The sequence below is a fragment of the Robbsia sp. KACC 23696 genome, assembly GCF_039852015.1.
Classification (GTDB): Bacteria; Pseudomonadota; Gammaproteobacteria; order Burkholderiales; family Burkholderiaceae; genus Robbsia.
This window is the reverse complement of sequence record NZ_CP156626.1, coordinates 2,069,454-2,091,377: the sequence shown is the minus strand read 5'-3', so window position 1 is coordinate 2,091,377 and position 21,924 is coordinate 2,069,454. Positions and strand designations below refer to the sequence as shown.

The 21,924-nt window shown below is 63.6% G+C and carries 13 protein-coding genes; 7 read left to right on the top strand and 6 right to left on the bottom strand.

The genetic code is table 11. The annotated features are described in order from the left end of the window. Window positions 1-49 precede the first annotated feature (49 nt). Window positions 50-1,252 (top strand): cystathionine beta-lyase, encoded by a 1,203-nt coding sequence (locus tag ABEG21_RS08765; RefSeq protein WP_347554283.1) that lies wholly within the window; start codon window positions 50-52, stop codon window positions 1,250-1,252. Window positions 1,253-1,296: 44 nt separating this feature from the next. On the opposite strand, the gene serB is transcribed toward ABEG21_RS08765, so the two are convergent. Then, on the bottom strand, window positions 1,297-2,196 hold the full coding sequence (gene serB / locus ABEG21_RS08760; RefSeq protein ID WP_347554282.1) for a phosphoserine phosphatase SerB: 900 nt from the start codon (window positions 2,194-2,196) through the stop codon (window positions 1,297-1,299). A gap of 67 nt (window positions 2,197-2,263) precedes the next feature. Next, the gene (locus ABEG21_RS08755; RefSeq protein WP_347556687.1) at window positions 2,264-4,417 is read right to left on the bottom strand and encodes an ATP-dependent helicase; all 2,154 of its coding nucleotides are present in this window, start codon (window positions 4,415-4,417) and stop codon (window positions 2,264-2,266) included. Between the two features lie 368 nt (window positions 4,418-4,785). Here ABEG21_RS08755 and ABEG21_RS08750 point away from each other — a divergent pair, with 368 nt between their 5' ends. The 4 genes from ABEG21_RS08750 (at window position 4,786) to ABEG21_RS08735 (ending at window position 12,755) form a co-directional block, all read left to right on the top strand. Continuing rightward, window positions 4,786-5,382 carry a biliverdin-producing heme oxygenase gene (locus ABEG21_RS08750; protein WP_347554281.1) on the top strand — a complete coding sequence of 199 codons (597 nt, stop codon included), beginning with the start codon at window positions 4,786-4,788 and terminating at the stop codon, window positions 5,380-5,382. Further along, window positions 5,379-7,877 carry an ATP-binding protein gene (locus tag ABEG21_RS08745; protein WP_347554280.1) on the top strand — a complete coding sequence of 833 codons (2,499 nt, stop codon included), beginning with the start codon at window positions 5,379-5,381 and terminating at the stop codon, window positions 7,875-7,877. Before ABEG21_RS08750 ends, ABEG21_RS08745 begins: the two co-directional genes overlap by 4 nt. Continuing rightward, entirely contained in the window at window positions 7,870-9,795 is a 1,926-nt protein-coding gene (locus ABEG21_RS08740; protein ID WP_347554279.1) for a response regulator, read from the top strand. The genes ABEG21_RS08745 and ABEG21_RS08740 overlap by 8 nt, the downstream gene beginning before the upstream one ends. A 314-nt stretch (window positions 9,796-10,109) precedes the next feature. Then, on the top strand, window positions 10,110-12,755 hold the full coding sequence (locus ABEG21_RS08735) for an AsmA family protein (RefSeq protein WP_347554278.1): 2,646 nt from the start codon (window positions 10,110-10,112) through the stop codon (window positions 12,753-12,755). A 114-nt stretch (window positions 12,756-12,869) separates the two neighbouring features. On the opposite strand, the gene ABEG21_RS08730 is transcribed toward ABEG21_RS08735, so the two are convergent. Both ABEG21_RS08730 and ABEG21_RS08725 read right to left on the bottom strand, forming a co-directional pair. Then, window positions 12,870-13,079, bottom strand: coding sequence for a dodecin (locus tag ABEG21_RS08730; RefSeq protein ID WP_347554277.1), 210 nt, complete (start codon window positions 13,077-13,079; stop codon window positions 12,870-12,872). Window positions 13,080-13,296: 217 nt separating this feature from the next. Then, window positions 13,297-13,674: a hypothetical protein gene (locus ABEG21_RS08725; RefSeq protein ID WP_347556686.1), complete on the bottom strand. Its 378-nt coding sequence runs from the start codon at window positions 13,672-13,674 to the stop codon at window positions 13,297-13,299. A gap of 696 nt (window positions 13,675-14,370) precedes the next feature. Between ABEG21_RS08725 and glgX the strand changes: the two genes are divergently transcribed. After that, on the top strand, window positions 14,371-16,671 hold the full coding sequence (gene glgX, locus ABEG21_RS08720) for a glycogen debranching protein GlgX (protein ID WP_347554276.1): 2,301 nt from the start codon (window positions 14,371-14,373) through the stop codon (window positions 16,669-16,671). Window positions 16,672-16,921: 250 nt separating this feature from the next. Here the strand turns inward: glgX and ABEG21_RS08715 are convergent, their stop codons facing one another. Next, window positions 16,922-18,250: a tetratricopeptide repeat protein gene (locus ABEG21_RS08715; protein ID WP_347554275.1), complete on the bottom strand. Its 1,329-nt coding sequence runs from the start codon at window positions 18,248-18,250 to the stop codon at window positions 16,922-16,924. 93 nt (window positions 18,251-18,343) lie between these two features. Further along, window positions 18,344-19,039 carry a PspA/IM30 family protein gene (locus ABEG21_RS08710; protein ID WP_347554274.1) on the bottom strand — a complete coding sequence of 232 codons (696 nt, stop codon included), beginning with the start codon at window positions 19,037-19,039 and terminating at the stop codon, window positions 18,344-18,346. 357 nt (window positions 19,040-19,396) lie between these two features. Between ABEG21_RS08710 and ABEG21_RS08705 the strand changes: the two genes are divergently transcribed. Next, complete coding sequence (locus ABEG21_RS08705; RefSeq protein ID WP_347554273.1) at window positions 19,397-21,919, top strand: penicillin-binding protein 1A; 2,523 nt, start codon at window positions 19,397-19,399, stop codon at window positions 21,917-21,919. The last annotated feature ends 5 nt before the right edge of the window (window positions 21,920-21,924 follow it).

Here is a 21,924-nt window from a genome sequence, read left to right as displayed (position 1 = left end):
TAGCGGTTGGCGGGCCCGTTGCCGGTTACAGCACGCTACAAGGATCACCATGAGTGTTACGCCATCCGATTCCCCGTCTTTTCAGACGCGTCTGTTGCACGAATCCCCGGACCTCGCGCCCGGTTTCGAGGCCTTTCCAGTAGCGGTCCATCGGGCGTCGACGGTGTTGTTCCCAGACCTGAAGGCGATGCGCGATTACGATCCGCACAGCGATAGCCAATGGCGCTACGGCCTGCATCAGACACCCACCTCGGCGACCCTCGCGAAGCGGCTCGCCTTGATCGAGGGCGGGTACTACTGCCTGCTGCAGCCGTCCGGCCTTGCGGCAATCTCGAATGTGTATTTCGCCCTGGTGCGCCAGGGCGACGACGTGCTGGTGCCCGACAATGCCTACACGCCGAACCGCGATCATGCGGAATGGCTGGCGGCGGACTTCGGCGTCACGGTTCGCTACTACGATCCGACCGATGCCGACGCGGTGCGCGCGATGATCCGGCCGAATACCCGCCTGATCTGGATCGAGGCGCCCGGTTCGGTATCGATGGAAGTGCCCGATGTGGCCGCGATCACCGCGGCGGCCAAGGCGGCCGGCATCCCGACGGCAATCGATAACACCTACTCGGCGGGCATCGGCTTCAAGCCCTTCGATTACGGCTGCGATATCTCGATGCAGGCGCTGACGAAATATCAGTCTGGCGCCAGCGATGTGCTGATGGGGGCGGTGATCACGCGCGAAAAGGACCTGCATTTCAAACTGAAGCGCGCACGCGCGCGCTTGGGTCTGGGTGTCTCGCAGGACGATTGCTCTTTGGTGTTGCGCAGCCTGCCGACGCTCGCGCTGCGGTTTGCCGCACACGATCGCACCGCCCTGGCGTTGGCGACGTGGTTGAAGTTGCGTCAGGAAGTGGCGACGGTGTTGCATCCCGGCTTGCCGGATTGCCCTGGCCATGCAAGCTGGCGCCGGTATTTCACCAGCACCGGCGGCCTGTTCTCGATCGTCTTCGATGCGGCCTATTCAGCGAAACAAATCGATGCCTTCGTGGAAGGGCTGAAATTGTTCAAGATCGGTTTCAGCTGGGGCGGCGCGCATAGCCTGGCCTTGCCCTACGATCTGCCGTCGCTGCGGACGGCCGCGGAATGGCCGCACAAGGGCACGCTCGTGCGCTTCTATGTCGGCCTGGAAAACGAGGAAGACCTGCGCGCCGATCTGGAGCAGAGCCTGACGGCCCATCTGACCGCCGTGGCGGGCTAAGCGAGCGGCGGCCGACGCGCCTCTGTCAGGGGGCGACGCGCCTGTCAGACGAACAGGCGCAAGACGCCGTCGAGGCCGGCATGATCCAGTGCGACGCTGGCACCGGCACGGACTTTCGGCTTGGCGCGATAGGCGACCGAGAGGCCGGCTTTCGCCATCATCGGCAAATCGTTTGAACCGTCGCCCATGGCGATGGCGGTCTCGGGCGCGACGCCCATGGCTGCGCAGGTGTCGACGACGTGCCGCGCTTTTACCGCGCCGTCGACGATTTCACCCAATACGCGTCCGGTCAACTTCCCGTCGACGATTTCCAGCGTGTTCGCATAGGCCGCATCCAGGCCAAGTCGCGCGCGTAGTTTTTCGGTAAAGAACGTGAAACCGCCCGAGACGAGCAAGGTTTTCAGGCCGGCTGCCCGTGCGCCCGCCAATAGCGTCTCGGCGCCCGGTGAGAGCCGCACACGCTCCTCGTAGACGCGTTCCAGCACGGCGGCCTCCAGGCCTTGGAGCAGGGCCACGCGGCGTCGCAGGCTTTCGCTGAAGTCCGGAATTTCGCCGCGCATCGCCGCTTCCGTGATGGCCGACACTTCGGCCTTCAGTCCGCAGAAATCGGCGATTTCATCGATACACTCGATCGTGATCAGCGTCGAATCCATATCCATTGCCAGCAGGCGGAAGGCGGAAAGCGGCCGCGCCGGTACCCAGGACGCGTCAAGCCCCTTGGTCGCGCAATAGTGTTCGACGGCAGTGCGCGTCTGCGCATCGCCCGCGGCCTGGTCCACATCGAGGAAACGCACTGCGTAGGCGTCGATCGTCTCGACGCGGGACGTCGTCGGACAGAGCGCGCGTACGGCGGCGATATGGTCCGCATCCAGCGGCCGTGCGAGCTGCTGGGCAGTGGACTCGCGCAGTGCGACGTCGGAGGGGACTTGTAGAACGAGATTCATCGGCGGATGGAAATAGTGGGCGCGAACAGGCGGGTATTGTACTGGCAACGCGCCGCAGGGAAATGCCTCAGTTTTTCCACATGCCACGCATCCGGGCGGCGATGTCGATCTTGACTGCCGCTAGAGCCTGCGAACCGTGCGCAGTGGGGGCCGCCGCGCGCGGCCAGGACTGCACATCGAATAGCGGCACCAGGCGTTGCGGCAAAAAGCGCGTTCGCGAGGCGTAGATATGCCGATCGCCCTGTGCCGACTGCTGGTGAACGTAAAAACGCTGCGGCACGACGATGTCCAATGACGTCTTCGCGCGCGTCATCGCGACATACAACAGGCGCCGTTCCTCCTCTATTTCGTCAATCTGCCCGGTGGCCAGATCCGACGGCAGGCAGCCGTCCACCGCATTCATCAGGAACACCGAGGCCCATTCCTGGCCTTTCGCCGAATGGATCGTCGACAGGATCAGATAGTCCTCGTCCTTCAATGGCACGCCGGACTCGTCGCTGATCGCATCGGGCGGATCCAGCGTCAATTCGGTCAGAAAGCGCTGACGCGACGGGAAGGTGGCCGCGATCTGCTGCAGCTGATCGAGATCCGCTTCGCGGATGTCGGCATCCTCATGCGCGCGGGCCAGATGCGGCGCATACCAGTCCCGAATACGGTCTAGCTCCGCCGGCCAGTCTGATCGGCGGCCGGCGCAATCGGTGATCAGCGCGGCAAATGCGTCCCAGCCCTCGACGCCGGCCGGCGCCGGCAGCGTGGCCTCCGCTGTCGGGCCGCCGGGCAGTCGCATTAAATCGTCGCCGACGGCGTCGAGCACCTGGCCTGCCTTGACCGGGCCCACGCCCGGCAACATCTGTAATACCCGAAAGCCGGCCACGCGATCGCGGGGATTCTCGAGCCAGCGCAGCACGGCGAGCAGGTCCTTCACATGGCTCGCGTCGAGGAATTTCAGGCCGCCGAACTTGACGAAAGGAACGTTGCGCCGCGTCAGCTCGATCTCCAGCGGGGCGCTGTGATGCGAGGCACGGAACAGGACGGCTTGCGACTTCAGCGTGGCGCCGGCCTCGCGATTCTCCAGAATCCGCGACACCAGGTATTGCGCCTGCGACGCTTCGTCGGCGACGGTCACCAGGGTCGGGCGCGCGCCGGGCGTCGCGTCGGTGTCGTTCCAGAGACGCTTCGCATAGCCCTCGGTCGCCAGGCCGATCACCGCATTGGCGGCGTCGAGGATGGCCTGCGTCGAGCGGTAGTTCCGGTCCAGCGTCACGACGCGCGCCGGTGTGGCGAAGGTATTTGGAAAATCGATGATATTGCGCACGGTCGCGCCACGAAACGCATAGATCGACTGGGCGTCGTCGCCGACCACGGTAACGCCGCGTCCGTCCGGCTTCATCCGTCGAACGATATCGGCCTGCAAGGCATTCGTATCCTGATATTCGTCGACGAGGATGTGCGAGAAGCGCTCGCCTAGCGCTTGCGCCAAGGCCGGCTCGGCGGCCATCTGCGCCCAGTAGAGCAGCAGGTCGTCGTAGTCGAGCACGTCTTGGGATTGCTTCGCTTCGACATAGGCGGCGAACAAGTCGCGCAGCGACGCCTCCCATTCGGCGCACCACGGGAAATGCCGGGCCAGCACCGCATCCAGTGCCAGGCCGGTATTGACGACGCGCGAATAGATCGAGATGCAGGTCTGTTTGGTCGGGAAGCGCTTCTGCTTGATCGAGAGCCCGCGTTCATGACGTACCAGATTAATCAGGTCGGCCGCGTCGGGACGGTCCAGGATCGTAAAGGCCGGCGATACGCCGATATAGGGGGCGTACTCACGCAGCAGGCGGGCGCCGACGCTGTGAAAGGTGCCGGCCCAGGGGAGGGTGTCGCGTTGCGACACCTGCGCCGCGCGGCGCACCGAGGCGCCAGTGAGCTTGGCGCGTTCGACGGCGGCGCGCGCCAACAGACGGTCCACGCGGCGGGTCATTTCGACTGCGGCGCGGCGCGAAAAGGTCAGCAGCAGCACCTGGTCGGGCGGCACACCGTGATCGAGCAGATTCGCAACCCGGTGCGCGAGCGTCGCGGTCTTGCCGGTGCCCGCGCCGGCGATGACAAGCAACGGTTCGGGCGGCGAGGCGGGCGCCGCGTTTCCATCCCCACTACCGTCTATCCTGCCGCCGATGCCGTGACAGGCCGCTTCCCGCTGTGCGGGGTTCAGCTTGTCCAGCAAGGCGGCCATGACGGCACGCGCGGCGGCATCGTGCTCGATGCGTGGATGCGCCGTCGTATCGGCGGCGGCGTGGAGGGAATCCTGGGGCGCGGTGTTCATCTCGAAACTGTATAGGCATACAGGTCCGCGTGCAATTGCATCCTCGCAACACCGTCGGCGAGCGTAGCGGCATGCGCCTATTCGGCGCCGCGCGCGCTGGGCTTGGCGCTCCGGTGCGGTGCGCCGCATCTTGTGCATTTTTGCGGAATGCCGAAGGCGGCAGCGGCCCCGAATAATCGTTGCTATGATGTAGTCGGATATTTCCGCTTCGTAATCGTGTGTCGCCCTGCGCACGGACCGCTGCCCGCCTTGACGAATTGAACCCGCCGCACGCTTTCATGACTGACCTTCTTAGCCGTTTGAAAACAGAAACCGCCGATTGCCATCATGCGCTGGAGCGCGATATGGACATCATGCGGCCGACGATGTCCCGGTCCGACTATGTGGATTTGTTGACGCGATTCCGGGCTTTTGTCGCCCCGTGGGAAGCTGCGTTGCGCGCGGCGCTGCCGGCGGATCTGCAGGCCTTCGCGCGCGCGCGCGAGAAGACGGCCTTGCTCGACGCCGATCTGGCGCATCTCGGCGCGCCGCAGCCGTCCGACGGGCTCGCGCGGGACGGCGCCGCGCACGCCGACGGCATGCCGCTGTCGGGGTTGGGCGCCTGTTTCGGCACGATGTACGTGATGGAAGGTTCGACGCTCGGCGGCCGCTTTATCGGTCCGGCGATGGCGCAGCGTTTTGACCTGCGCGATCGTCAGGGCTATGCCTACTTCGATCCGTATGGCGAGCGCACCGGCAGCATGTGGAATGCGTTCAAGGCGGAAGCGGCTGCGCGCGTGCCGGCAGACGAGTATGACGCGGCCGTCGCTGCGGCGCGCGCGACCTTCGATGCGCTGCAGCACTGGCTGCCGGCTCCGCGCCCGACCGTCGCATGACGACGCTCCCACCCAATGCGGACGATAAGGCGGGTCTGCCGGAATTGCCGGGGATGGAGATCGCCGGTGCGCGTGCCGTTCAGCCCGTGATGCCGACGGACGCCAGCACGTCCGCGGCGTCTTCGCGCGGAGTGCCGTCGGACGGCGGCGCTCCGGTGTTCGACGACGCGGCCTTTCAGGCGGCGGTGGCGGCCTGCGACGCGGAACCGATCCATATCCCGGGCGCGATCCAGCCGCACGGCTATCTGGTGACGCTCGACGAGGCGCAGTGCGTGCTGCAATGTTCGGCGAATATCACGGCGCTGCTGCCGGAGACGCACGCAGGGGCGCAGGCGCTGCAGGGCAGGCCCATCGCCGAGGTGATCGGCGAGGACGGCGCGCGGGCGGTTGCCGAGGCCTTGGCGTCGTCGCAGATCGCGGGGCAGCCGCTCTATGTGTGCCGTGTCGCCGGCGTACTGGGGGCGACCGCGCATCGGGTATCGGATGCATCGGATGGGGCAGACTCCGCGGCAAGGCGCGCGCGCGGTGAACGCACCTTGGACTTGATCCTGCATGAGCACGATGGCGTGGTCGTGTTGGAGATCGAGCCGACCGATCACGTCGGCAATGTATTCAGTCCGATCTACGCGCTGGTTCGCACCGTCATCGGGCGCCTGCAACACGCCGACACCGTCGAGGCGGTGAGCGACGTGGCGGCGCGGGAAGTGCGCCGCATCACCGCGTTCGGCCGCGTGCTCGTCTATCGCTTCGACGACGACGGCAACGGCCAGGTGATCGCCGAGGACCGCGCGCCAGAGTACACCTCCTATCTGGGGCAGCATTTCCCGGCCTCCGATATCCCGATGCAGGCCCGGGCGCTGTATCTGAAGCATCCGATCCGGCTGATCGTCGATGCCGGCTATGCGCCGTCGCCGCTGGTGCCGCCCTTGCATCCGCGCACGGGCAGACCGGCGGATCTCTCTTATGCGACCTTGCGCAGCGTGTCGCCGGTGCATTTGCAATACATGCGCAATATGGGCACGGCGAGTTCGATGTCGATCTCGATCATCGTGCGAGGAAATTTGTGGGGGCTGATTTCCTGCCATCACGAGACGCCGCGACATCTGAATTTTGAGACGCGGGCCGCCTGCGAGCATCTGGGCGCGGTGTTGTCCTTGCAGATGGAAGCGAAGGAGGACCGGGCCGAATCGGAATACCGTCTCGAATTGCGGCGCATGCTGGTCGATCTGATCGCGACGATGTCGGATCGCGACGATTTTGTCGACAGCCTGGTATCGGATCCGCGCGCCTTGCTGCGTTTCATGGCAGCCGACGGCGCGGCCGTCGTCTATGAAGGCCGCACGGTAACGGTGGGCGTGACGCCGGACAGCGATACGATTAACGAGATCGTCTCTTACATCGGCAGTCAATCGACGCGCGAGGTGTTTGCAAGCGATGCGATCAGCGAGGTGTTGCCGGCCGCGCGCGCGTTCGCGGAGACGGCAAGCGGTTTGCTGGCGGTGCAAATCTCGCGTTTGCATCGACACTTCGTCATCTGGTTTCGCCCCGAGGTCGTGCGCACGATCGAGTGGGCCGGCGATCCGAGAAAAGGCGGTGCCGACGCTAACGGTCGCCTTTCGCCGCGCACGAGTTTCGAGACGTGGAAGGAAGTGGTTCGGCATCGTTCGCTGCGGTGGCGAGACGGCGAGCGCGCGGCCGCGTACGAGTTCCGTGCGTCGGTGCTGAGCATCGTGCTGCGTCGCGCGGAAGAAATGGCCGCCATCGCCGCCGAGCTGGGACGTGTCAATAAGGAACTCGAATCGTTCTCTTATTCGGTCTCGCACGATCTGCGCGCGCCGTTGCGCCATATCGTCGGATATGCGGATCTGCTGCGCGAGTATGAGGGCGATCGCCTCGCGGAGCGGGGCACGCGCTTTCTGAAAAACATCGTCGATTCCGCGCGCTTTGCCGGAACGTTGGTCGACGATCTGTTGACGTTCTCGCAGATGGGGCGCGCCGCCTTGCGTCCGGTGCCGGTGCGATTGAACACACTGGTGGAGACGGTGATCCGCGAAATGCGGCATGAAAATCCGCAACGCGATATCGCCTGGGATATCGGCGCCTTGCCGACGGTGACCGGCGATCCGACCTTCCTCTTGCTCGCCGTGCGCAATCTCTTGTCGAATGCCGTCAAGTACACGCGTACTCGGGTGCGCGCCGAAATCAGCGTGCAGGCAACGGAAACGGCCACCGAATATGTGATCGCGGTCGTCGATAACGGCGTGGGTTTCAATATGCGCTACGTGGGCAAGTTGTTCGGTGTATTCCAGCGTCTGCATCGCGCCGAGGATTTCGAAGGCACCGGCATCGGCCTGGCCAATGTGCGACGGATCATCGAGCGACACGACGGCAGGACCTGGGCCGAAGGCGAGCTGGACCGCGGCGCGCAGTTTTACGTCGCGTTGCGCAAACCCGCATCAACCGCATCGCAATCGACAGGACCCGACGGTGAGTGAGCCGCTGCATCTGCTGCTGGTCGAGGACAGTTCGCTCGACGTTGAATTGACGCTGGCGCGGCTGGATTCCGCCGGCTTCACTTATGACGCCCATATCGTCGATAACGCGGTGGATTTCGACGCGGCGATGCGTACCGGCCGCTATGACGTCGTGCTGGCCGATTTCGTGCTGCCGACTTTTTCCGGCGGCGAAGCGCTGGAGATGGCGCGGGCTCACTCGCCATCGATACCGTTTGTTTTCGTCTCGGGCGTCTTGGGCGAAGAACACGCGGTGGATATGCTGAAGCGCGGCGCGACGGATTATGTCCTGAAGCAACGTCTGCAACGCTTGCCGGCGGTGATCGAACGCGCGCTCGCCGAACGCGATGAGAAACGCCAGCGTTTGCAGGCCGAGGAGCGGCTGCAGGAGACGGAGACGCATTTCCGTCAAGTGGTGGACGCATTGAAGGACTATGCGGTGATCACGCTGGATCCGAGGGGGGATATCCAGACGTGGAATCATGCAGCCCGGCAAATCCTCGGCTATACCGAAGCGCAGATGGTGGGCGGCGGGGCGGCCGTGTTATTCGGTCAGGACGATGTACTGACCGAGGCGCTACGTACCGCGAAAGTCCTGGGCAGTCATAGCGACGACCGGTGGATGTCGCGCGAGGACGGCCAACGGGTGTTCGTCTCCCTTGTTACCACCGCGATGCACGATGCGCGTGGTGCGCTGCTGGGCTTTTCGCTGATCGTTCGCGATACGACGCAGGCGCGTTTGACGGCCGATGCGCTGCAGCAGGCAAAAGAAGAGGCGGAACGGGCGAACCGGGCAAAAGACCATTTCCTGGCGGTGCTCTCTCATGAACTGCGCACGCCGTTGACGCCGATTCTCGCGGCCGCTCGCCTGATGCGGATGAAGGGCGAACTCGACGAGGAGCGCACGCATCTGCTGAATGTAGTGCAGCACAATGTGGAGCTGGAGGCGCGGTTGATCGACGATCTGCTGGACCTGACCAGTATCGCGCGTGGCAAGTTGAGCTTGAACTTTACCTCGGTGACGCTGGGCGATCTTCTTGCCAATGCGGTGAATATGTCGGCCGCCGATATCTCGGCGAAAGGGCAGACGCTGCAGATCACCCGGCAGGAAACGCAAAGCGGCGTGCGCGGCGATGCGGCGCGACTGCAGCAGATCGTCTGGAATATCGTCAAGAATGCGGTCAAGTTCACGCCCGCGGGCGGGTCGATCAACGTGACGATGTTCAATCCCGATTGCGAACATGTCAGCGTGCGGGTGGACGATTCAGGCATCGGCATCAGTGCGGAAGCGTTGCCGAAAATCTTCTCCGCCTTCGAGCAGGCGGACGAAACGATCGGTCCGGCATTTGGCGGCCTGGGTCTGGGGCTCGCCATCGCCAAGACCTTGGCGATGAAGCATGGCGGATCGATCGTCGCGGAAAGCGCGGGTCGCGATCGCGGCGCGCGTTTCACCTTCACGATACCGTTGGTGCGCGATACGCCGGTGGCCGTCGATACGACGGTGGCGCCGGAATCGGTCAATACGGCAGGCCATGTGCTGTCGGTCTTGCTGGTGGAGGACAACGCCCATACGGCGGCGGCGATGGCGCAGCTGATCGAAGTATTCGGGCACCGCGTCGATGTGGCGGAGTCCGTCGGCGCCGCGCGGCAATGCATCGATAGCGCACGCTACGATCTGCTGATCAGCGATATCGGACTGCCGGACGGCACCGGGCTCGACGTCGTGCGCCATTGGAATGTCGTGCAACAGGATGCGCCCTCGATTGCCATCACCGGCTATGGCATGGAAGAAGATATGCGGCGCTGCCGTGAAGCCGGCTTCGGCAACCATGTGACGAAGCCCGTCGATTTTGACCGCCTGGAATCGATGCTCGATCACATCGCACAGGCGCGCGGCTGACCCCGCGAGCGGCGTCGGACTTCTCCCCAGTCGCGTAAGCGCCGACCGTTCATCTGCGTGCGTTTCACCCGCCCCTTCATTCGACGCATCCTCTCCGGATGCGCGCGTGCACCATGCATGGGCACGTTTTTTGCGGCGATGTGCGTCGGGTGCGCCCGTCATCGATGGGGCGCGCTTGCCATCGGGCGCGGATGCGGGACGGTCTTCGCGCGATCGGCAACCCGGACCAGGGCGGTGCGCTTCGCTTCGCGCTGAATAGCGGCGGGCGCGGGACGCCCTGGTAACGATAGAACCCAGTACGGAGAGACAGGCAAATGGCGGAACGGCCCGGACAGGACGCGCATACGGGGGCGTTGGACTCACAACGCACCAACCCATCGACGTCTACGGCGGATGTTCCCCGTGACGCAACAGCGAGTGGCGGCAATGGAAACAGTGGCGGTGGTGGGAAGCCGCGCCGTCGTCGGACGCCGAAAAACCGCATCCTGCGCGGCGTGATGTGGCTGCTGATCGTCTTGCTCGTACTGATCGTCGGTATCGTGATCTTCGTTGCGACCTTCGATTGGAACCGCGCGAAGCCCTATATCAATAACAAGGTCTCCGAAGAGTTGGGCCGGCCGTTCGCGATCAATGGCGATCTCTCAGTCAAGTGGCGGCGTCCGCCCGACGCACCGGGCTGGCGCGGCTGGCTGCCATGGCCGCACGTCAGCGCGCACGATATCTCTCTGGCCAATACGGACTGGGCGCGGACAAAGCAGATGGCGACGGTCGCGGCCGTCGACTTCGATGTCGCGGTGCCCCCGTTGTTGGTTCGGGAAGTATCGATACCGGCTGTCGCGCTGCAGCAGCCGCAAGTCGATATCGAACGACTACACGATGGTCGCAACAATTACACGTTTAAGACCGCCTCCAGTGGCGGCTCGACGCCGAGCGCGTGGAAGGTGGCCTTGCGTGATATCACCTTCAGCACCGGCAAGATCACGGTCCTCGACGAGGACCACAAGGCCGACCTGACGGTCACGCTCGACACGCTGAACAATCCGATCCCGTTCGGCGAATTGATGAAGCAGCAATCGGAAACCTCACGTCGTGAGTCGAGCCAGGCACTGGGAAGCAGTGGCGCGGCGCAATTCTCGAAGGCCGCTGCCTTGGCCGAAGCATCGGCTGCTTCTGCTGCATCTGCGGCCTCCGCTGCATCGGCTGCGTCGGCGACCGCGCCGACATCGAGCGCCTCGGCTGCCGATGCGGGCAAGGCATCCGCCACCGCGGTTCCTGAAGCGGGCGGCGCCAGCGGCGCGGCCGATGCCAAGGCGACCAGCGACGGCGCGGCGACGGCTGCGAAGCAAGTGGCGGCTACCGCGTCGCGGGCCGGCGCGGAGGCGGCGTCTGGCGCCTCGTCGGCCAGCACGGCGGGGACGGCTTCAACAGCTTCCGGCGCGTCCGGCACCGCCGGCAATGCGCCGGCGGTCGTCCCGGTCAGTCCTTACCGCGTTGGCTGGACCGTCGATGGCAAGTACAACAACAGCAAGCTTACCGGTAACGGGAAGCTCGGCGAAGTGTTGTCCTTGCAAGACGCATCGCGGCCCTTCCCATTGGCTGCGGATGTGAAGATCGGCGATACGCGCATCGCCTTGGTCGGCACACTGACCGATCCGATGCATCTGGCAGCGCTCGATCTACGCCTCTGGTTCCAGGGACAGAGCCTCTCGCACCTGTATGCGCTGACCGGCATCACCTTGCCGGACTCGCCGCCGTTTGCAACCGAAGGTCGCCTGATCGGCGAGTTCAAGCCGACGGGGAACGTCTTCCGTTATCAAGACTTCACGGGACGCGTCGGAGGCAGTGATCTGAACGGTACGATGGTGTACGAGGGCGTGACGCCACGGCCCAAGTTGACGGGTCATCTGGTATCGCATCTACTGCGTTTCTCGGACCTGGCGCCTCTGATCGGCGCGGATTCGAACGCGTCGAAGGAAAAGCGCGGAGACGTGTCGAAGCAGCCTGCGAACAAGGCCTTGCCGGTCGAGGAGTTCCGTACCGACCGGTGGAAGGCCATCGACGCCGATGTCACGTTCACCGGTAATCGCATCATTCGCGATCCCTCTTTGCCGATCACCGATCTCTACACGCACGTGACGATGATCGATGGACGCTTAAAGTTGACGCCACTGCGCTTCGGCGTGGCCGGCGGCAGCATCACGTCCGATATCGACCTGGACGGCAGCACGGTGCCTTTGAAAGCGCGCTTCGCGCTGGGGGCACGCCACGTGAAGTTGAAGCAGCTGTTCCCGACCGCCAAGACGATGCAAAGTGCCCTCGGGGAAATCAATGGCGAGGGCGCCTTGTCCGCCACCGGCAATTCGCCGGCGACGCTGGCCGCAACGTCGAATGGCGAAATCAAGCTGCTGGTGCAGCAGGGTGAAGTCAGTGCGTTCCTGATGGAGGCGGCAGGCTTGAACGTCGCGAACGCGGTGGTCGAGCGCCTGTTCGGCAATCGCGACGTGCAGATCAATTGCGCCGCATCGGACTTCGTCGTGAACAACGGCGTGCTGGACTCGAAGGTCTTCGTCGTCGATACGCAGGATGCCGTGATTAACGTCGATGGGACGATCGATATGAAGACCGAGGCGATGAATCTGGGCATTCACCCGCACACGAAGGGTTTCCGGATCTTCTCGCTGCGCTCGCCACTGTACGTGAAGGGCACGTTCAAGGACCCGCATGTCGGCGTCGATGCGGTGCCGTTGATCGCGCGCGGTGCCGCGGCGGTGGGCCTGGGCTTGTTGAATCCGTTCGCCGCGTTGATTCCCTTGCTGGCGCCGAGCAATCACGAGGCGGCACCGTGCGCCGAACTGTTCAAAGCGATCCAGCAGAAGCCGGTCGCGCCGCCACCGGGTCAGAAAGCCTCGCCGAACACGGGCGCGGCGGCAGCGCGGGCGATGCAGTTGCAAAAAAAGTAAAGGGCTCGTAGGCCCCCTGACAAATCACCGCGCCTCGATGGTCGAGTGCGCGGTGATTTTCTTTCTACGACATAAACATGACGGCATCGATCGCGTCGATGTCGGCGTCCCGCCTTAGTCGTCGATACGCAGTCCGACCTTTACAGTCACTTGCCAATGCGCGATCGCGCCGTCTTTCAAGTGCCCGCGCGTTTCGACGACCTCGAACCAATCGAGGTTGTGCAAGGTTTTCGACGCCTTTGCAATGGCCGTCTTGACCGCGTCCTCGATGGACTTCTCCGACGAACCCGTCAATTCGATTTTCTTGTACACGTGGTCATTCATCGCATGCTCCCAGTTGTTGATTTACTGGCGCGATCATGCGATCGACCGGCTCCAGATTGCCGACCGCCTTATCGCGCCCCTTGTTTCATGGTAGCCGGGATGGGGCGGCGATGCTGACGAATGGGGTAAACGATGGCGGCTGCGGCGAAGGGCCGAGCGGGCGACCTGGTCGCGCGGAGAGGTCCGAAGAGATCGCGTCGTTTGGCGTTGGCGCCGCTCAGCGATCGCCGCGACCAGGAGTGGCGGGCACGGCGCCGAATTCGTACAACGCGCGCTTTCTCGCGCCGCTGGCGAAGACAAGCACGGCCAGGCCATTGTGCTCGTACCAGCAGCCGCCCGTTTCGAGTCGGAGACACGGCTGTTCGAGCGCATGCAGCACGCTTTCGACGCAGCGTTGGCGCAGTTCGGCCAGCGGCGGGTAAGGCGCACGCGCCCCGGGAACCGCGCAGAGCAACAGGTCCAGACCGGGCAAGAAGTGCGCGTAGAGCACCGGCTCGTCCTGCGCACGGGCGCGGGCGAGCTTGCTTTCCAGCCGTGCCGGCATGGCGGTCCAGGCAGGCGACCAGCCGCGTAGCACGTCCAGGTAAGTCAGCATGCCGGCAGCGTGCTGCCGGTCGGGCGTTTTATTCCGAGAAGCCATATCGTACGACCGCCAAGCGTCGGAGCGCGATGGAAAAAGGGAGAAAAATGCAGGAAATCTTTCGGCACTGCAGCCGCCGGATGCGTGGTCCGAAAAGCCGTTCGATGATGCCACCCGCTTGCGCGGGGCTCAGCGATGGCGTGTGGAATGCGTTGCCCATCGGAAGCCCCGTCGCGTCAGCATACGTCAATTCGCGTCGCGGTGCCCGGATATCCCCGCGTGGGCACGGTCGGAAAATCGCCGAAACGCGGATGTTTCGCGCCGGAATACGGCCGCGCAGCCGTTGTGCGACACTGAAAGGATAGGGCGAAACACCAAAATAGAGAAGAACGAGGGAGAGCATACGATGGTCAGAAAAATTGCGCTGTTGGGTTTTGTCAGCGGTGTTGCGCTGTTTCTGTATGGTCGCAAATGCGTGTTGTCGATCGAGCGCCAACGCGCGCAGCCGCCGCTTTCTTGAGCGCTGCGTCGGCGGGTTGGCCGCTTGCTCCGGGCAGGCGCGATTCCTGCTATTGGAGCCCAGATCGCGTCCATCGAACGCGTCGACGCGAATACTGAATAACGGCCGTCGGCCCTTGCCGGCGGCCGGATTGTATCGATCGACGCGACGGCTTCAATGCGGGCGCGCGAAACCAGGGAGCGCAGAACAGAATGACAAAAACGGCAAGCCGCATTTCCGAAGGAAACCCCTTTCCACGCGGTGCGACATGGGACGGCAAGGGCGTAAACTTCGCGCTGTTTTCGGCACATGCGACGAAGGTCGAACTCTGCCTTTTCGATGAGAAGGGCGAAAAGGAAATCGAGCGCATCACGCTACCGGAATATACCGACGAGGTCTGGCACGTGTACGTGCACGATCTGGCACCGGGCGCCGTCTACGGCTATCGCGTGGACGGCCCGTACGAACCGGAAAACGGGCATCGCTTCAACGCAAACAAATTGCTGCTTGATCCGTATGCGAAAGCGCACGTGGGAGAGCTGAAATGGGCGCCGGAGGTGTTCGGTTACACCTTGGGACATCCGGATCAGGATCTGTCGTTCGACGAGCGCGATAGCGCGCCGTTCGTGCCGAAATGTCGGGTCGTCGACCAAAGCTTCACCTGGCATCACCCCACGCGCGTGCGCGTGCCGTTCGATCGGACCGTGGTCTATGAGACGCATGTCCGCGGTTTCACGAAGCGTCATCCGCAGGTGCCGGAGAACATTCGCGGCACCTTCGCGGGACTGGGCGAGCAGTGCGTCATCGATTATGTGAAGGCGCTCGGCGTGACCAGCGTCGAACTGCTGCCGGTGCATACGTTCGTCAACGACGACTATCTGCTCGAAAAGCAACTGACGAATTACTGGGGCTACAACACGATCGGCTTCTTTGCCGCCGATCCCCGTTATCTCAGCACGGGCAAGCTGGACGAGGTCAAGCAGACCATCGATCGCTACCACGATGCCGGCCTCGAGATCATTCTTGACGTGGTCTATAACCACACGGCCGAAGGCAATGAGCTGGGGCCGACGCTGTCGTACAAAGGCATCGACAACGCTTCCTACTATCGGCTGATGCCCGAGGAGTCTCGCTACTACATCAACGATACCGGCACCGGCAATACGCTGAATCTATCGCATCCGCGCGTATTGCAAATGGTCACCGACAGCCTGCGGTATTGGGTGACGGAGATGAATGTCGACGGCTTCCGTTTCGACCTCGCGACGATTTTGGGACGCGAGCCGCATGGCTTCGATGAAGGCGGGGGGTTCCTCGACAGTTGCCGCCAGGATCCGATCCTCTCCAGCGTCAAACTGATCGCCGAGCCTTGGGATTGCGGCCCAGGCGGCTATCAGGTGGGTGGCTTCCCGCCGGGCTGGGCCGAGTGGAACGACAAGTATCGCGACACGGTGCGCGCCTTCTGGAAGGGCGACGATGGCATCACGCCCGAACTGGCGAAGCGCGTGACGGCCTCGGCCGACAAGTTCAATCATCGCGGACGCCGTCCCTGGGCCAGCGTCAACTTCATCACGGCGCATGACGGTTTCACGCTGAACGATCTCGTCACCTACAACGACAAGCACAACGATGCGAACGGCGAGGAGAACCGTGACGGCTCGTCGGATAACCGCTCGTGGAACTGCGGTTTCGAAGGGCCGCTGCCATCGACGGCTGCGCTGACGGAAAAGATCGCAGCGGCCGGTGAGGCCGCGCAGGAGTCTGAAGGCGATGCGCTGTCGCTGCAGACGCAATGGGACATCAAGACGCTGCGCGAGCGCCAGAAGCGCAATATGCTGGCCACGCTTCTGTTCTCGCAAGGCACCCCGATGATCCTGGCAGGCGACGAATTCGGTCGGACGCAGCAAGGCAATAACAACGCCTATTGCCAGGACAACGAGATCAGCTGGATCGACTGGGAGAATATCGACGACGACGGTCGTGCGCTCGTGGAATTCACGCGCAATCTGCTGCAATTGCGTCAGCGTCTGCCGGTGCTGCGGCGAAACCGTTTTCTGACGGGCGAATGGAACGAGGCGTTGGAAGTCAGCGACGTCAAATGGATGGGCACCGATGGCCAGGCCCTGTCCGACGATCATTGGGCCGATGCAACGATGCGCTGTTTCGGCATGGTGATCGACGGTCGGGCGCAGGCGAGCGGCATTCGCAAGCCGGCAGGCGATGCCACATTGCTGATCGTCTTCAATGCGCATCACGATCTGGTCGACTTCACACTGCCGGACATTCCGGGAAGCGACGAGTGGACCTGCATGGTCGACACCAATATGCCGGTGCGCGATACCTTGCCGCAGTTCGGTTCCGGCGACGTGTATCAGGTGACGGGGCGTTCATTGCTGCTCTTCGCCTTGCAATCGCGTGGCGCCACGCAGCGGATCTTCGATCGATTGGAGGAGACGTTGACGAATGACGAGCCCGATGTGCCGTTGCCGGCCGCCGACGCAAGTGCCGACTGACGCGTAGCATGCATCCTGCCGCGCAATGTCGCTGCGGCAGGATACGGATAAACCAAAAGGGCGGGATGGGAACAGAAGGCGGATTATGGGACCAGTTGGCGCTGCTCTGGCATTGGCTGGTGGCCGTCGTCCGCTTTTTGATGGCGCTGCTGCGCTGGCTCGCGCAGTGACCGGGATGTAATACGCTGGCTGGGGCGTTTTAGCCTAGGCCGGCGGGGCGGCGAGGCGGGCGCCGCCCCGCCGGCAGCGATCACGAATCGTCCCAGCTGTTGTCGCTGTTGTCGGCCATATCGAAGCCGTCGCCGTTGCCGCCCGAACCGCCCCAGTTGTCGCCGCCACTGCCGAAATCGAAACCGGGATCGGCGTTTTGATTGCCCGCATTGTCCTGGTTCGGATTGCCCTGCCGCGGGCCGTCGTGTTCGACGATCACTTCGCGATCACGGTGCCCGCTCAACATTTCCCCAAGCAACACGCCACCCATCAAGCCACCAAGGCCGCTGCCGAAGCCGCCTTGTTGCGGCTGCTGGACGATCACGGTGGGTTGTTGCTGCGGCGGTTGGTTCGTATAGGGCTGATTGCCATACGGCGCGTTGCCGCCTTGCAGGCGTTCGGCTTCGTCGGCATAGGCCGAACGCTGTCCGGGCGCCGCTTGTGCCGGATTCTGCAGGAACGGGTCAGGCCGGCCCGCTGCCAGCGCTTTCAGGCGCTCGACACGGCGCGTCAAATCTTCCAGGCGGTAGGGCGGAGAGGTTTCCGGACTGCTATAACGTTGGGCGCCGTCGTTGGCACTGGTCAGTTCGTCGATCAAGGCGCGCAGCTCGCTTTCCACCGCTTCCGCGTCACGCAGCCAGGTGTCTTTTTCCGGGGCCGCCGACAGTTTCAAGTCGAGCTTGATGGCGCGTAGCGATTCCTGCAGCGTGGTTGCCTGCTTCAGCGCATCACGATGGATATCGCCGGCACCGGCTTCCTCGTCGGACTCGCGCTTGCGCATGGCCCAGCGCACGGCCAAGATGACCAGCACGATAACGACCAACAAGCCGATCCACATGCCGATGCCCGGTCCATGATGCGCCGGCGCCGCTAGGGCGCCGGCAGACATGACCGTGCCGGTGCTGCCGGCATTGCCGTTGAAAGTCGAATTGTTCGAGCGCGCGCTGCCGCCGTGACTGGCTTCGGCGTTGATGCGTCGTTCGACGGCCTCGAACTTCGATTTATCGGTAAAGCTGATCGACGGCTCGATCTGGCGCGCCGACTGCATCTCGGCCTGCGCCTCGCTATAGCGACGGCTGTGTTCGAGCACCTGGGCGTCCAGGTAGCGCGCACGCGCGCTGTTCGGATTGGCCGCGATGACCTGCTGTAGCAGGCGATGCGCGCCGTCCATATCGCCGCGGGCGATAGCGGCCTCGACGTTGTTGACCGACGGCGCGGTGGCGGCAGAAACGGTGCCGCTCGCACCGACCAGTCCAGGCGCCGCGATCGACAGCAAGGGCGGGGCGGCGAGGATCGCGGCCCCGAGGGTAACGCCTGCGGCTAGGCCGCCCAGGCGCCGATACACATTACGCAAATTCAAAGTCGACATGTCGATCCGGCACGGGAGTAGTGCGGACCGGCCGGGAAGCGTCGCGCACGGCGCCGTCGGTCCCGGCACGGACCGCAGGGTGAAACGCCTCGATCAGGCCGCGGGCTTGTCGCCGTTGCCGCCTTCCAGCTGCTTCTTCAGCGCCGCGAGGCGATCGTCGACCGACGGGCCCGCGTTGGTGGCGGCAAGACGGTCGTCGAGGGACTTGCCGCTGCGCTCGTCGGCCGAGCCCAGGCGCGCGTCCGAACGGGCGTTGGACAGATTGACCTTCTCCTCCAGGCGCCCGAATTCCGCCGACAGATCCTTGCCGCCGATCCCGCCCAGCGCCGTCGCCGCGGTGTCCTTCGCCTTGGCGATTTCCTGCTTTGCGCCAAGGATATTGGTGCGCGCGTTCAGTTCGTTGCGGCGCTTGCGCATGTCCTCGATCTGCGATTTCAGCTGATCGAGCGACGGCTTCAGCTTGTCCAGCTCGGCGGCCAGCGCATCGCGTTCGGCCTCGGCCGTCGCCTGGGCGGCGAGCGCTTCCTTGGCCAGCCCTTCGTCGCCGCCCTTCAACGCGCGCAGCGCGCCGTCGGCGTATTTCGACGCCTTGTCGTTCGCCAGGTCGCGCTTGCTTTGCTGATTGCTGAACTGCGCTTGAATTTCGATCAGCGAGTTCTCGGCGCGCTGGATACTGCTATCCAGCTCCCGGACGATCTGCCGCGCATCGCGCGAGGGATCCTGGACGGAGTCCGCCGCGTCGTTCAACAGGCCTTTCAACGTGCGGGAAATACTATCGAATAGCGACATCGTGCCTCTCCATCTCATAAAGTCATCGCCGCCAACATATCACAGCTGGGCATGGGCGGCGCATGGCCCGGCTGCGGCATCCCGTCATCGGGGTAAAAACGGTTACCGGACATTTCAGAAACCCGCTTCCAAGTCCCGCCCAGGCGCGGCGTGAAGGGGCAGGCCGGAAAACTATTACAAAAAATCGGGGCGGTATTGCGACATTTCAAGCCCGAAGCGGCACGGTTTCTTTACAATGCGGCTTGGCATCGGTTAGCGACGCGCTGTTTTTCGTCGCCGCCATGCTGTCGTGCTTGCAAATAGCTTTCAGTTTTTGCGCTGCCGAGGGAGGCGGATTACCGCCCGTCGGCCCAGCGCATGCAGCCGACTACGCGCGCCGCGGCGCGACCACCGTCCGCGACTGTCGCGACGGCCGCCTCCGGCGCAGGGGAATCGACTTACCGCTTCTACATGGCCTCCACGCGACAACCCAATACTCCCGGCAAAGACCCGAAACCATCCCGCTCCCTGGCTTCCCGGTTGATCCTGGCATTCTTCGGTTTAATCGGCGGTTTGATCGTGATCGGCGCATTGATCGTCGGTTACGCCTTGATCGTGATGACGCCGAATTTGCCGTCCCTCGAGGCGTTGACCGATTATCGGCCGAAAGTGCCGTTGCGGATCTACACGGCGGATCACGTGCTGATCGGTGAGTTCGGCGAGGAACGGCGCCGCCTCGTGCGCTTTGCCGATATTCCACCGGTGATGAAAGATGCCGTGCTGGCGATCGAGGACTACCGGTTCTACGAACACGGCGGCGTCGATTTCATCGGCATCCTGCGCGCGGGCGTGAGCGACATCATGCATGGCGGCGCCTCGCAGGGTGCGAGCACGATCACGATGCAGGTGGCGCGCAATTTCTTCCTGTCGAGCGAGAAGACCTACACGCGCAAGATCTATGAAATGCTGTTGGCATACAAGATCGAAGCGGCGCTGTCGAAGGATCAGATTCTCGAGCTGTACATGAACCAGATTTATCTGGGACAGCGGGCCTATGGCTTCGCCAGCGCGGCGCGGGTCTATTTTGGGAAAGACCTGAAGGACATCACGCTGGCGCAGGCGGCGATGCTGGCCGGCTTGCCGAAGGCGCCGTCCGCCTACAATCCGGTGGTGAATCCGAAGCGCGCCAAGATCCGCCAGGAATACATCCTGAAGCGGATGCTGGATCTGCGCTATATCACGCAGGACCAGTACAACGCTGCGATTCAGGAAAACATCCACACGCATGAAGGGCCGTTGAACCAGTTCAGCGTGCATGCCGAGTATGTCGCCGAAATGGTCCGGCAGATGATGTATGCGCAGTACAAGGACGACGCCTACACGCGCGGCTTGAACGTGGTGACCACGATCAATTCGGGCGATCAGGAAACGGCGTATCGGGCCCTGCGCAAGGGCATCATGGATTACGAGAAGCGGCACGGCTATCGCGGCCCCGAGGCTTTCATCGATTTGCCGGCCAGCCCGGACGATCGGGACCAGGCGGTGGAAGACGCGTTGCTGGACCATCCGGACGATGGCGATATCGTCTCGGCGATCGTCGTGAAGACGTCGGCGAAGGAAGTGGTCGCGCAACGGCTGAATGGCCAGACGATCACGGTGAGCGGCGCCGGACTGCGCTTCGCGGCGGCCTCGCTAAGCCCGCGCGCGCAGCCGGCCAAGCAATTGCGTCCGGGTGCGGTGATTCGCTTGATCCAGGATATTCCGACTAAGGATCCGAGCGATACCGACGCGGGCTGGGACATTACCCAGTTGCCGCAGGTGGAGGGCGCGCTGGTGGCGCTACGCCCGAAGGATGGCGCGGTGACGGCGCTCGTGGGGGGTTTCGACTTTAACAAGAACAAGTTCAACCACGTGACGCAGGCATGGCGTCAGCCGGGTTCGACGTTCAAGCCCTTCATCTATTCGGCGTCGCTGGAAAAGGGTCTGGGACCGGCAACGGTCATCAACGATGCGCCGCTGTACTTCAGCGCGCAGCAGACCGGCGGGCAGCCGTGGGAACCGCACGACGACGATCAGCCCGAAGGGCCGATGACGATGCGCGCAGCGTTGGACAAGTCGAAGAATCTGGTGTCGATCCGCATCCTGAATTACATCGGCACCCACTACGCACAGGATTTCATCACGCGTTTCGGCTTCGATCCGGCGAAGAATCCGCCCTATCTGCCGATGGCGCTGGGTGCGGGCCAGGTCACGCCCTTGCAGTTGGTGAATGGGTACACGGTATTTGCAAACGGCGGTTACCGCGTCAATCCCTATCTGGTCTCGGAAATCAGCGATGCAAACGGCAATATCCTGTCGCGTGCGCAACCGCTGGTGGCCGGCGAGAATGCGCCGCGCGTCATCGATGCGCGCAATGCCTATCTGATCAACAGCCTGCTCCACGACGTGGCGACACGCGGTACCGGTGCGGCGACGAACAAGATGGGACGCAACGATCTGCAGGGCAAGACCGGTACGACCAACGACGCGCATGATGGCTGGTTCGCCGGCTATCAACAGTCGCAGGTCGCCGTGGCCTGGCTCGGCTATGACCAGCCGCGCTCGCTGGGCAGCCGGGAATTCGGCGCGCAGTTGGCCCTGCCGGTCTGGATGAACTATATGACCGAAGTGCTGAAGGGCGTGCCGCAGGTCTCGATGCCGATGCCGCAAGGTATTACGTCGATCAATGGCGAAATCTATTCGGATGCCTTCACGCCGGGGAACGGCTTTGTGCAGGGCATCGGTCTCGACGACAACAGCGCCGGCGCGGTTCCGGGCGGCCTGCCCGGTGCGACGCAGGTGGCGCCGACCGTCGATTCCACCGAACGGCAACGCGTGATGGACATGTTCACGCAACATTGAGGCGG